Below are 13,474 nucleotides of genomic sequence, written 5' to 3' on the forward strand. Positions count from 1 at the left end.
GTTCGCCAGGCCCTGCTCATGATCATGAGCGGGGCTTTTGTGCGTAATAACGAATGCTTCTCGACAACACACGGCATAATGCGCGCCGTGATGATTATTTTTGAATGAGGAAGGCGGTCGACGTGTTGAAGAAAACACTGTTCCAGTTGCACTGGTTTTTCGGCATCAGCGCCGGGCTGGTCCTGGCCCTGATGGGTATCACCGGCGCCACGGTATCGTTTCAGGACGAGATCCTGCGCGCGCTCAATCCATCGGTGCTGCACGTCGAGAAGCGCATTGCCGGGGTGCTGCCGCCTGCCGAACTGGTGGAAAAAATCGAGGCAGCTGAAGGCAAAAAGATCTCGAAGCTCTGGGTCGACATCGACAGCGGCAATGCCGCGCGAGTGATCTTCACCCCACCGCCCGGCGAGCGCCGTGGCCAGATGCGCTACTTCGACCCGTATACCGGCGACTTCATGGGTGATGTCACGGGCCAGGACTTCTTTGACCTGATGCTGGAGCTGCACCGCATGCTGGCGATGGGCGATACCGGTCGGCAAATCACCGGCGCCTGCACGCTGATTCTGATTTTCTTCTGCCTGTCCGGCCTCTATCTGCGCTGGCCGCGTCAAGTCGCAAGCTGGCGCGCCTGGCTAACCTTCGACTGGGCAAAAAAAGGTCGCAGCTTCAATTGGGATCTGCACTCGGTGGCAGGCACCTGGTGCCTGATTTTCTATCTGCTGGCGGCATTGACCGGGTTGTCCTGGTCCTATGAGTGGTACAGCAAAGGGCTGAACAAGCTCCTCTCCGACGCGCCGCAAAACGAGCGAGTCAGGAGTGCCGCCCCGCCTTCAGGTCCGGCGCCCATCGCCGATTACCGCGCGATGTGGAGCAGCATCTACAGCGCTGCCGGCCCTGGCTTGAGCGCTTACAACATCCGCATGCCGCCAGTGGCCGGGCAACCGGCGACGGTCTTCTATCTGCTGAAGAACTCAGCCCACGAGCGTGCGGTTAACCAGATCATGCTCGACCCGGCCAACGGTACTGTCAGCCGCCATGATCGCTACGCCGACAAGAGCTTCAAGGCGCAGTTGCTGACGAGCATCTATGCGCTGCATGTCGGCAGTTACTTCGGAATTGTCGGGCGCATTGTGCTGACCCTTGCGGCCCTGACCATGCCGCTGTTCTTTATCACCGGCTGGCTGTTGTATCTGGATCGTCGACGCAAGAAACGTCAGGTGAAAGACGCTCGCAAAGGCTTGAGTCAAAACGCCAGCGACGCACCGGCATGGCTGATTGGTTTCGCCAGTCAGAGCGGTTTTGCCGAACAACTGGCGTGGCAGACCGCCGGCCAATTGCAAGCGGCGGGTGTGCCGGTAAAAGTGCAGCCGCTGGCGGATGTCAGCGAGCAGGACTTGCGCGAATCAAACCACGCACTGTTCGTGGTCAGCACCTTTGGCGACGGCGACGCGCCGGACAGCGCCCGCGGCTTCGAACGCAAAGTGCTGGGGCAGGCGTTGACGCTGGACGGGCTCAAGTACGCGGTGCTGGGCCTCGGCGATCGGCAGTATCAGCACTTCTGTGGCTTTGCCCGCCGTTTGCATGCCTGGCTCGGGAAGCATGGCGCAAACACCTTGTTCGCCCCGATTGAAGTCGACAGCGGCGATCCCTACGCCCTGCGTCATTGGCAACAGCAACTCGGCCAGCTGACCGGGCATGCACCGGTGGACATCTGGCAGGCCCCGGGGTTCGACAACTGGACGCTGAGCCAGCGCACGCTGCTCAACCCCGACAGCAGTGGCTCAGGCGTGTACTTGCTGGGACTGAAAGCCCCCAATACCAGCAGCTGGCTGGCGGGTGATCTGGTGGAAGTGCTGCCGCGCAACAGCGACGCGGCGGTCAAGCATTTCCTTCAAGGTCTGGGCATCCCGGGCGACAGTCGGGTGCAACTCGGTGGTTTGCAGGAAAGCCTCGAACAGGCATTGGCCAGCCGCCAATTACCGGACAATCGCGCGCATTTGGTGGGGCTACACGCCCAGGCGCTGGTGGACGCGCTGATACCCTTAGCCATGCGTGAGTATTCGATCGCCTCGATCGCCGCCGACAGCCTGTTGGAGCTGATCGTGCGTCAGGAACGTCACGCCGACGGCAGCTTGGGCATTGGTTCCGGCTGGCTGACCGAACATGCATCAATAGGCACCGCCATCAGCCTGCGAGTGCGACGTAACAGCGGGTTCCACCTGCCTGCCGAGCCTCGGCCGTTGATCCTGCTGGGTAACGGTACAGGACTGGCGGGGTTGCGCAGCCTGCTCAAGGCACGCATCGCCGATGGCCAGCAACGCAACTGGCTGCTGTTTGGTGAACGCAATCGGGAGCATGACTTCCTCTGCCGCGAGGAGCTGGGGGAATGGCTGATTTCAGGTGATCTGGAGCGCCTGGACCTGGCGTTCTCGCGGGACCAGGCCGAGAAGGTTTACGTGCAGGACAGTTTGCATCAACGCGCCGTCGAGCTGAAAAAATGGCTGGCGGACGGTGCGTCGATCTACATCTGCGGCAGCCTGCAAGGGATGGCGTCCGGTGTGGATCAGGTGCTCAACGAGGTGCTCGGCGCTGATGAAGTGGAGCGGTTGATCGAGCAAGGCCGCTACCGTCGGGATGTTTACTGACGAATCACAGCCCACGGTATTTCCTACGGATGGGCGTAGATACCGTCTTAACCTTCACCGCCAACCGCATCACGCGCCTGACCTGTAAATAGATACATATATACCGCTCCTGCCCGCTGCAACCCCAATAGCCTGTGTTGGCTACTCCTTTCTTCCATCAACACAGGTATTGACCATGCATAACCATTCAGACGAATTCACGGTTCTACACACCTTATTCACTTCAATACGCTCGCTGCTTTCACCGTTGACCGATCCGCAAAGGGCTGCCCAAGCAAGAGGCCTGAAACTCTACAATCTGGGGGAATACCTGGACTCCGAAACCAACCTGACCGTCGCCGCCACCGCAGGTGACCGTGAATCACAATACGCCTTGGGCGAAGCCATTCGACATCGCGAAGGCAGTGCCAGCGAAGCGGCCAAAACGTGGTATCGACTGGCCGGCGCTCAAGATCACGTTTACTCGTTGATGCGCCTGGGCGATACCGACTCCATTGAAAAAGCCAAGAGGCTGGCTCAGGCAGGGGCCGACATTGGTGATGGCGACGCCATGCTTGAAATGTACGAACTGACTCAGGATATTGCCTGGCTGAAAAAAGCGGGTACAGCAGGCTGCGCAGAAGCGCTCTACATCCTGGCCATTCTTTATGACAAGACCCCGTCTCTCATTCCCGATACCAGCAGCCTGAGCTCCATACTCGATATTACATTGAGAAGATCCGCCAATCTCGGATTCCCCCCAGCGATGTACTGGTTAAGCAACATCAGATATCTCACCAACATCCCTTATCAGCAGCGTTGGCTGAACAAACGACTGGAGCACAATCAGCTCAGCGCCGTGCTGACCTATAGCTACGCGCTCCTGCATATCTTCGATACCGAACAGAACCTCGACCGTTATGACTACAACTATGACCCGGTCAAGGGGTATGGCCTGCTGTGGCTGGTAGTCAACAGCACTCGGCAGTACTTCCGGCGTCCTCAAGCGGCAGACACCCTTGCACGCATCGGCAGCACATTGCCCCCTGAACAGATCGAAGCCGGCAAGGCGTTTGCCCAGGAATGGGAAAATAGCCACCCGCCGATGTCCGCGTACAAGTTGACCTATAGCAGTCTTGAGTACTGACGAGGTGTAGTCGAATACATGCGGCTCCAAACTGCCCCAAGTTTTTTTGTTGCGTCCAGCACGCGCTGCTACTCAACATTGATCGGGAGGCGGCCAGCCAGCTCTTCCTCAGTCCGTAGCGGCTTGACCCGCTCGTTACTCAAACATCACCAAAGGGCTGGCGTCTGTACAAACGCCTTGTCGCTTCGCGGCAAGGCGTTCATCCCGGCCGTCAAAACCGGTAGTCCATTACTCAACCTCACGACCAACGCGTCGCATTGTTTAGCCGGTCTGGCTTCAAACCCAGTCATTTGATATCCATGCAGTCCTGTTACAGGCCAGAGTTGAGAGATGTGTAGATACCTATGTCTCAGACGGGCGCAAGCCGCTGTTCAAACACCGCCACCCCGTCCAGATCCCGCAGGATGACGCTCATTTCGCTGGTCTGGCCGTCAATATTCATTTCACCAAAAAACTGAAAACCGGCAAACGGTGAACTGTTCTGGGTAGGTGGTGCTTTCTCGAACACCACTTCAGGACCAAAGGTTTTATCCAGCGTATTGGGACCGAAGCTGCCGGCATTCAACGGCCCGGCGACGAATTCCCAGAACGGTTCAAAGTCCTGAAACGCCGCCCGATCCGGGTGGTAATGGTGCGCCGCGCAGTAATGCACATCGGCTGTCAGCCAGACGTAATTGCGCACCTGCTGCGCCCTCAGGAAACCCAGCAATTCAGCGATTTCCAGTTCACGCCCCTGGGCCGGACCGGGGTCGCCATTGGCCACTGCCTCCCAGCGCGGCACGCCGGGGCTGACTTCGCCATCGGGCACGCCCAGGCCAATCGGCATGTCGGTGGCGATGATTTTCCACTGGGCCTTCGAGGCCTTCAACTCACGCTTGAGCCAGTCCAGTTGCTCACGCCCCAGGAACGCTTTTTCGCTGCCCAGATTGTCGTCATTGGCTCCGCGATAGCTGCGCATGTCCAGCACAAACAAGTCCAGCAGTGGACCGTAACCGAGTTTGCGATAAATCCGTCCGCCACCATCGGCACTCTGCATACGCATCGGTGCGTATTCGAGCCAGGCTTGTCGCGCACGACCGACCAGGCTGTGGATATCTTTACTCTGGTAGCGCTCATCCAGTTGTTTGCCCGGCGACCAGTTGTTGACCACCTCGTGATCGTCCCACTGCCAGATCTGCGGCACCTCGGCGTTGAAGCGGCGGATATTTTCATCCATCAGGTTGTAGCGGTAGTTGCCACGATACTCGTCGAGGGTTTCGGCGACTTTGCTTTTGGCTTCGGTGGTGAGATTGCGCCAGATACGACCACTCTCGGTGGTGATTTGTGCCGGCACCGGGCCATCGGCGTAGATGGTGTCACCGCTGTGGATAAAGAAGTCTGGCAAGCGCAAGCGCATGGCTTCGTAGATGCGCATACCGCCGATGTCGGGGTTGATGCCGAAACCCTGGCCGACCGTATCGCCACTCCAGACAAAACGAATATCCCGCCGCCGCTGCGGCACGCTGCGCAGGTGGCCGAACCAGGGTTCACTGGCGATACCAGTCTGGGCATCTTCGAACTGCACGCGATAGAAGATCGCCTGATCGGCGGGCAACCCCGTCAGTTCGACGCGGGCGGTGAAGTCACTGCGGGCATCGGCCAGTGGCGAGACGAAGCGTCGAGGATTGCCGAACAGGCTGCGGGTGTCCCACTCCACCACCATCCGCGCCGGGCGGTCGCTGCGGCCCCAGATCATCGCCCGGTCACCCAGCAAGTCACCGGACTGCACGCCATCCGTGAGTTGCGGGCGATCCCTGACCGAGGCAATCACCGCTGGTGCCAGCCCGGGTAACAAGAGCCCGGCACCAACGGCCTGGATCACCCGACGGCGACCCGGATCGAATTCGCTCATGCTGTTTCTCCCTCGACAATCCAAAAGAGAAGCTTAGACAGGGAGCGATGAATGGGATGTGACAGACGACGCCTGTAGGAGCGTGGCTTGCCCGCGATAAGGTCAACGCGGTCTAGCCGGAGCACCGCATTATCGTTCATCGCGGGCAAGTCGGATCGCCGCACCGCTCGCTCCTACGCCTTGACCGGCTCCAGCGCCAATTCAACCACCTCAGACCGCTTGATCAGCGCATACGTGACCGCCGTCAACAAACTCCCGGCAACGATCGCCAACAGATACAGCAACGCATGGTTGATCGCATTCGGAATCAGCATCACGAACAACCCGCCGTGTGGCGCCATCAGTTTGCAGCCGAAGTACATCGACAGCGCACCGGTCAACGCACCGCCGGCGATGCTTGCCGGAATCACTCGCAACGGATCCTTGGCGGCAAACGGAATCGCTCCTTCGGAGATAAAGCACAAGCCGAGCACGAATGCTGCTTTGCCAGCTTCACGCTCGCTCTGGGCAAACTTGCGACGGGCGAGGAAGGTGGCGATGCCCATACCAATCGGCGGCACCATACCGGCAGCCATGGTCGCGGCCATCGGCGCATAACTTTGCGATGCCAGCAGCCCCACCGAGAACGCATAGGAAGCTTTATTGATCGGCCCGCCGAGGTCGACGCACATCATGCCACCAAGCAACACTCCGAGCAGAATCGCGTTGGTGGTGCCCATGCTGTCGAGGAAGTGCGTCAGGGCTTCGAGCATCCCGGCGACCGGTTTACCCACCACGTAGATCATCACCAGCCCCGTGAACAGGCTCGCCAGCAACGGGATGATCAGGATCGGCTTCAACGCTTCGAGACTTTGCGGCAAGCGTGCATAACGATTGATCGCCTGCGCAGCGTAACCGGCGATGAAACCGGCAATGATCCCGCCGATAAAGCCCGCCCCCAGAGTGCTGGCCAACAAGCCACCAATCATCCCCGGCGCCAGACCCGGACGGTCGGCGATCGAATAGGCAATGTAGCCGGCGAGCAAGGGCACCATCAGTTTGAACGCGCTCTCGCCACCGATCTGCATCAGCGCCGCGGCCAGGGTCCCTGGTTCTTTGAACGCGGTGATGCCGAAGACGAACGACAAGGCAATCATCAAACCACCGGCCACCACCATCGGCAACATGTACGAAACACCAGTCAGCAGGTGTTTGTAGGCGCCAGTCTTCTCTTGCCTGGCCGGGCCTTTGGCGCCGGTCGAAGCGCTTTCCTGCCGGCCTTCGGCCAGCGCTTTGTTCAGCGTGGCTTCGGCCTGTTTCAAGGCGATACCGGTGCCGCAGCGGTAAATCTTCTTGCCGGCAAACCGCTCGGTAGCGACTTCGATATCCGCCGCCAGCAATACCACATCGGCGTCGGCAATCGCCGCGGCGCTCAAGGGAGTGCGCGCACCGACCGAGCCCTGGGTTTCCACTTGCAGGTCATAGCCCAGACGCTTGGCCGCTTGCTGCAAGGCTTCAGCCGCCATAAAGGTGTGGGCGACGCCGGTCGGGCAAGCGGTCACGGCAACCAGTCGTGGCGCGCTTTTGCTGACGGCGACAGGTGCGGCAACCACTTTGGGCGCGACATAGATCTGCGCCTCTTCGGCACCGCGTCGCAGCACCGCTTCGACGTCTTGCAGCGCCTGAGCCGGCGTGCTCTGAAACACTCGCTTGCCGACAAAACGCAACATATCCACAGGCGTGCTGCTGACCACCAGCACCCACTCGGCGGCTTCGATCGTTGCGGCCGACAACTGACGTTCCGGATGAGCAGCATCATGCACTTCGACACTGGTGCTCCAACCCTGGCGTTGCGCCGCCGCATCGAGCAAGCGCGCGCAGAGTACGCTGGTGACCATGCCGTTCGGGCAGGCTGTAACAATGGCTAATTTCATTACAAACCCTCTTATTGTTCTGTCAGGGGGTGAACACGCACACCCTGCTCGAGCTGCGCCAGTTGCGCGGCATCACTGATTCCGAAACCGATCTGGGTCACGGCCATGGCGGCAATTGCGGTGGCTGTGCGCAAGGTCTGTTCAGGGGTATGAGCACTGAGCAATCCGTGCAGCATCCCCGCCAACAATGAATCGCCGGCACCGACGGTACTGGCGACGCTGACCTTCGGTGGCTGTGCATGCAAGGCACAACCGACGCCAAACCAGTTCACCCCGTCGGCACCGTGGGAAATCACCACATGCTCGACGCCTTGGGCCCTTAACCGGTTCGCCGCTTCGGCTTGTGCAACCACCGACACCTCCGGGCTATCCAGCGCTTCGGCGAGTTCTTCGGTGTTGGGTTTGATCAACCATGGACCCGCCGCGAGTCCTGCCCGCAAGGCTTCGCCGCTGGTGTCCAGGGCGACTTTCAAGCCGAGGTCTTTCAGACGGATCAGCAATGCTTGAAACCACTGCGGGCTGACACCGCGCGGCAGACTACCGGCGACCACCACCGCGTCATGCCCGGCGGCGATCTGATCGAGACGATCGAGCAGCGCTTGTTGCGCGGCTTCGCTGACCAGCGGGCCCGGTCCGTTCAGGTCCGTGATTCGCCCATCGCTTTCCGCCAGTTTGATATTGCTGCGGGTTTCCCCCGGCACACGAATGAACGCATCGACAAAACCGCGCCGGGCAAACAGCGTTTCGAAGGCCTGCGGATTGTCTTCGCCGAGGAAACCACTGACGGTCAGCTGATGGCCGAGATCCGCCAGAACCTGCGCCACGTTCACGCCCTTGCCGGCAGCGTGGGTGTGCATCTCATCGCTGCGGTTGACCTGGCCCGGCTCCAGGCGTGTCAACTGGACGGTCAGGTCCAGTGCCGGGTTCAGGGTCAGGGTAAGAATGCTTGCCATTACAATGCCTCCACTAAAGCGCGTACTTCATTGGCGCTGCCCACGGCCAAGGCCTGCTGAGCGAGGATTTTTGCCTGGCTGAGGTTGAGTTCGCGAACCCGCGCCTTGACCTCGGCAATGCTGCGCGCCGAGACGCTCAATTCATCCACGCCAAGCCCCACCAGCACCGGGACCGCCAACGGATCAGCCGCCAGTTCTCCGCAGACGCCGACCCATTTGCCATGGGCATGGGCCGCGCGCACGGTGATGTCGATCAGTTGCAAGACCGCTGGATGCAAGCCATCGGCCTGAGCCGACAAGGTCGGATGGCCGCGGTCGATGGCCAGGGTGTATTGGGTCAGGTCGTTGGTGCCGACGCTGAAGAAGTCGACTTCCTTGGCCAGCACCGGCGCAAGCAGCGCCGCCGACGGCACTTCGATCATGATCCCCAGTTGCAGGTCGGCCACCGGAATTTCCAGACGCAGGCGTTCGGTCATGTCCCGAGCCTGACGCCATTCATCGACGCTGCCGACCATCGGGAACATGATCCGCAGCGGCCGGTTGTCGGCAGCACGCAGCAAGGCGCGCAACTGGGCCTCCATGATCTTTGGACGTTGCAGGGTCAAACGAATGCCGCGAACACCGAGGAACGGGTTTTCTTCCTTGGCGATCGGCCAGTAAGGCAACGGTTTGTCGCCGCCGACATCCAGCGTGCGCACCACCAACGGACGGCCGGCCAAACCATCGAGCACGCGACGGTATTCGGTTTCCTGGGTCGCCTCATCCGGCGCTTGCGTGTGGGCCATGAAAATCAGTTCGGTGCGCAACAGGCCGATGCCTTCGGCGCCCTGCTCCACTGCGCTGACGACACCTGCGCTTTCACCGATATTGGCAAATACTTCGACGGCGTGGCCATCGCTGGTCAGCGCCGGTTCGTGACGCCGGGCCGCAGCAGCTTGCAGACGTTGCTCGCGGGTGTCGCGTTCTTCAGTGGCGCGTCGCAAGGTTGCGGCATCGGCGTCCACATGCAGGCGACCGCGCTGACCATCGAGCAACAGCGGCGTACCCGGCGCCAGCAGCAATACCGCAGCGCCTGCACCGACCAGCGCTGGGATGCCCAGGGCCCGCGCGACAATCGCACTGTGGGCGGTGGCGCCACCACGGGCGGTAAGAATCCCGGCAACCCGTACTGGATCGAGACGCGCCACGTCCGACGGGCCGACCTCATCCATCACCAGAATGTACGGTTGCTCAGGTTCGACCAGGGTTTCGACGCCACACAACTGCGCCAGCACCCGGCGACCGACATCCCGCAAGTCCGCCGCACGCTCGGCCAGCAGCGCATCATGCAGCGATTCCTGTTGTTTGGCCGCGGCCTCGACCACCGCCATCCATGCAGCCTCGGCGCTTTCACCTTGCTTGAGACGAGTGTCGACTTCGTCGGTCAGCTCCGGATCGTCGAGCATTTCCTGGTGGGTAATGAAAATCTCGCGGATGGCCTTGGCCTTGCTGCGCTGAATCAGCCCTTCGATGTCACCACGGACATCGGCCAGCGCCTGTTTCAGACGCTCACGTTCGATGGCGGCGGATTCACCACGCAACGGGTAATCGATCGGCTGCAGTACATGAATGTGCGCCGGACCGATGGCAATTCCGGGCGCGGCGGCAATCGCCTGAATCAGACTGCCCGAGGCCGGGACCACCAGCACCGGCTCCACTTCAGCGACGATTTCACAGGGTGCGCTGACCGCCGGCAACGGCTCGACTTCTTCGCCAAGCCCTTCTTCGATGGCCGCCAGCAACGCGGGCAAAGCATCGGCAGCGATGCTCGGTTCAGCGATAAACTCCAGCACCTGGCCACGATGGGCGCCGAGGCTGAGCAACTTGCTCAGGCTCTTCACCGACACCGCAGTGTCCTGACCGTCGACGATCCGCACGCGAATCTCGCCTTCAAAACTTTTCGCCAGTTGCGCCAGAATCTTCGCCGGGCGGGCATGCAAACCGTGGGCGTTGGCCAGGGCGATTCGGGCGTTTGGCCAGTCGGCCGGCAGTTCGCCGCCGAGCACTTCCAGGACCGCGCGGCTGCTGGTGGCGCGACCCAATTCATGGCCGCGACCTTCAATCAGCAACGCACAGAGGCGTTCGAGCAAGGCCTGATGGGCTTCCCCCAGGCTGGCCAGACAGAACAGACCGCTCAGCGGTTGGCCGAGGTAACGGATCGGCTTGTCCGGCGTGACGAAGGCCAGGCCCGGGCGCTTGACCGTCTGTTCGCTGTGCAACCACCACAGGCCATCGCCCAGCGGCAGTGCTTCAACCTGCTGCAATACCGCGGAAAACCCGTTGCTGACGCAGTCGGCCTGACGCAGCAAACGCGCGCCACGCCAAACCAGTTCTTCGAAATCATCGGCGGACACGCCCAGACCAATCATCTGCGCATCCAGTGCCAGCTCTTGCGGCGCACCTTGCAACAGCTTCAGCAAGGCTTCGGCGGAACTGGCGCGGCGCAGGGCCTGGCCCAGATCGGTTTCACCGAGGGCGCGGGTGAGCAATTGCAGCAGGTGCAAGTGTTCATCGGATTTAGCGGCTATGCCGATCGCCAGATAGACGATCTGACCATCGCCCCAGTCCACCCCTTCGGGGAACTGCAGCAGGCGCACGCCGGTGGTGAACACCTTATCGCGGGTTTCAGGGGTGCCATGGGGGATTGCAATACCTTGACCGAGAAAGGTCGAGCCCTGCGCTTCCCGCGCCTGCAAGCCGCTGAGGTAACCCTCTTCGACCAGGCCATCAGCGACCAGATTTTCGGCGAGCAAGTGCAGTGCCGCGGACTTATCCACAGCTGACTGGCCCATGGATATCTGCTCTATGGTGAGCTCGAGCATGCTTTCTCCTATTTAGCGCAAGGTAGCGCTAGGTATTGTTTTGAATGAATCAGCTTAGGTTTATCGTCAGAACAGCCTTGGGCGGCTTTTCGGCAGCACCGGCCCAATTCGCTCATAGTCCTGAAAATACGCCTGCTGAAACGTTTAATCTAGAATGCTTGGCACGTTACTCGATTATCGCTCATCCTTGAAGCCCTCCTGTCGGTCGCGTTTACGACAATGGTCGCCTGCCTAGATCGGTTACGATTGGACAAAGTGTCGGGGCACGCTCCAAACAACAAGGAAATACCGGGTTGAAACTCAGTGATATCGCCCAACTGGCCGGTGTGTCTGTCACCACCGCCAGCTATGTCATCAACGGCAAGGCCGAACAACAGCGGATCAGTCGCAGCACCGTCGAACGTGTGCAGGCGGTGGTCGAACAACATGGCTTCACGCCTAACCCACAAGCGGCCGGGCTGCGCAGCCGGCATACGCGCACATTGGGTTTCATCCTCCCGGATCTGGAAAACCCCAGCTACGCGCGGACCGCCAAACTCCTGGAACAAGGTGCTCGGGCACGCGGCTATCAATTATTGATCGCCAGCTCCGACGATGCGCCGGACAGCGAACGGCAGTTGCTGCAACTGTTCCGTGCCCGGCGTTGCGATGCGCTGTTCGTCGCCAGTTGCCTGCCGCCCGATGATGACAGCTATCGCCAGTTGCAGGCCAAAGGCTTGCCGATCATCGCCATCGACCGGGTGATGGAGCCTGAGCACTTCTGTTCGGTGATCAGCGATGATCGAGAAGCCAGCCTGCAACTCACCCGCAGCCTGTTGCAGCCCGTACCGCAGCAGATTGCGCTGATCGGTGCGCGGCCCGAGTTGAGCATCAGCCAGGAGCGTGCCGCAGGCTTCAAGCAGGCCCTGGCCGGGTTCGAAGGCGAGATCCTGATCGAGCACGGCGAAGCCTTCAGCCGCGACTGCGGACGGCAGTTGATGGAGGAGTTGCTACAACGCCTCGGCCATCTGCCGGATGCGCTGATCACCACATCCTACGTGCTGCTTCAGGGCGTGTTCGATGCCCTGCATGACTTCCCGCTGAAATCCCGACCGCTGCGTCTCGGCACCTTTGGCGATACGCAATTACTGGACTTCCTGCCGCTGCCGGTGAACGCCATGGCCCAGCAACATCAGCTGATTGCGGACAAGGCCCTGCAACTGGCGTTGGCGGCGATTGAAGAACAACATTACCAACCAGGCGTACAGGCCATCGCGCGGACCTTCAAGCAGCGCATTCACGAGGCGTGAACGTGGAGCTGATCGACAGCCACACCCATCTGGATTTTCCGGATTTCGACGACGATCGTCAGGCGCTGCTGGCTGACAGCCGCGCCCTCGGAGTGCGGCGAATGGTGGTGCTGGGGGTTTATCAGCGAAATTGGCAGCGGGTATGGGATCTGGTGCAAAGCGACCCGGACCTGTACGCCGCATTCGGCCTGCACCCGGTCTATCTCGACGAGCATCGCCCCGCTGACCTGACAGAACTGGCTGACTGGCTGACGCGTCTGGCCGGTCATCGGCAGCTGTGTGCGGTGGGCGAGTTCGGTCTGGATTACTTTCTCGAACATCTCGACCGCGAGCGGCAACAAGCGCTGTTTGAAGCGCAGTTGCAACTGGCGGCGGACTTTCAGTTACCGGCGCTGCTGCATGTCCGTCGTAGCCATGCTGCGGTGATCGCCACGCTGAAACGCTTTCGACTCAAACGTAGCGGCATCATCCACGCCTTCGCCGGCAGTCAGGAAGAGGCCCGCGAATACATCAAACTCGGTTTCAAACTTGGCCTGGGCGGTGCCGCGACCTGGCCGCAAGCGCTGCGCATGCACAAAGTCCTCAAAGGCTTACCGCTGGATGCCGTGGTGCTGGAAACCGATTCGCCGGATATGGCGCCCGCCATGTATCCCGGTCAACGCAACAGCCCGCAACACCTGCCGGCGATTTGCTCCGCGCTGGCCGAAATCATGGCGATCAGCCCGCAGCAACTGGCTGCGGCCAGCACTGCCAATGCCTGTGAGTTGTTCAACTGGCCTGCTGGGCCGAGCTGACT

General features: G+C 60.8%; 8 protein-coding genes. 4 read left to right on the forward strand and 4 right to left on the reverse strand.

The features are described 5' to 3' along the window. Positions 1–122: 122 nt before the first annotated feature. Together AC3I0A_RS23095 and AC3I0A_RS23100 are read left to right on the forward strand one after the other, a co-directional pair. Positions 123–2,645, forward strand: coding sequence for a PepSY domain-containing protein (locus tag AC3I0A_RS23095; protein ID WP_489374895.1), 2,523 nt, complete (start codon positions 123–125; stop codon positions 2,643–2,645). 175 nt (positions 2,646–2,820) lie between these two features. After that, on the forward strand, positions 2,821–3,771 hold the full coding sequence (locus AC3I0A_RS23100; RefSeq protein ID WP_489374896.1) for an SEL1-like repeat protein: 951 nt from the start codon (positions 2,821–2,823) through the stop codon (positions 3,769–3,771). Positions 3,772–4,120: 349 nt separating this feature from the next. Here AC3I0A_RS23100 and AC3I0A_RS23105 read toward each other — a convergent pair whose 3' ends face one another. From AC3I0A_RS23105 to ptsP, 4 genes are all read right to left on the reverse strand, one after another. Further along, a complete protein-coding gene (locus AC3I0A_RS23105) occupies positions 4,121–5,662 on the reverse strand; it encodes an alkaline phosphatase D family protein (RefSeq protein ID WP_489374897.1) in 1,542 nt (513 codons plus the stop codon). Positions 5,663–5,835: 173 nt separating this feature from the next. Further along, positions 5,836–7,575 (reverse strand): PTS fructose-like transporter subunit IIB, encoded by a 1,740-nt coding sequence (locus AC3I0A_RS23110; RefSeq protein ID WP_489374898.1) that lies wholly within the window; start codon positions 7,573–7,575, stop codon positions 5,836–5,838. 11 nt (positions 7,576–7,586) lie between these two features. After that, positions 7,587–8,528 (reverse strand): 1-phosphofructokinase, encoded by a 942-nt coding sequence (gene pfkB / locus AC3I0A_RS23115; RefSeq protein ID WP_489374899.1) that lies wholly within the window; start codon positions 8,526–8,528, stop codon positions 7,587–7,589. Further along, on the reverse strand, positions 8,528–11,389 hold the full coding sequence (gene ptsP / locus AC3I0A_RS23120; RefSeq protein ID WP_489374900.1) for a phosphoenolpyruvate--protein phosphotransferase: 2,862 nt from the start codon (positions 11,387–11,389) through the stop codon (positions 8,528–8,530). Before ptsP ends, pfkB begins: the two co-directional genes overlap by 1 nt. 293 nt (positions 11,390–11,682) lie before the next feature. Here ptsP and cra point away from each other — a divergent pair, with 293 nt between their 5' ends. Then, complete coding sequence (gene cra, locus AC3I0A_RS23125; RefSeq protein WP_489374901.1) at positions 11,683–12,678, forward strand: catabolite repressor/activator; 996 nt, start codon at positions 11,683–11,685, stop codon at positions 12,676–12,678. A 2-nt stretch (positions 12,679–12,680) separates the two neighbouring features. After that, positions 12,681–13,472, forward strand: coding sequence for a TatD family hydrolase (locus AC3I0A_RS23130; protein WP_489374902.1), 792 nt, complete (start codon positions 12,681–12,683; stop codon positions 13,470–13,472). Positions 13,473–13,474: the final 2 nt, after the last annotated feature.

The organism is Pseudomonas sp. KH_024_B2, assembly GCF_057839965.1.

Coding starts and splice junctions, on each gene's coding strand:
- ptsP (WP_489374900.1), bottom strand. CDS start 11,389: ATGCTCGAGCTCACCATAGAGCAGATATCCATGGGCCAGTCAGCTGTG.
- AC3I0A_RS23105 (WP_489374897.1), bottom strand. CDS start 5,662: ATGAGCGAATTCGATCCGGGTCGCCGTCGGGTGATCCAGGCCGTTGGT.
- AC3I0A_RS23100 (WP_489374896.1), top strand. CDS start 2,821: ATGCATAACCATTCAGACGAATTCACGGTTCTACACACCTTATTCACT.
- pfkB (WP_489374899.1), bottom strand. CDS start 8,528: ATGGCAAGCATTCTTACCCTGACCCTGAACCCGGCACTGGACCTGACC.
- AC3I0A_RS23110 (WP_489374898.1), bottom strand. CDS start 7,575: ATGAAATTAGCCATTGTTACAGCCTGCCCGAACGGCATGGTCACCAGC.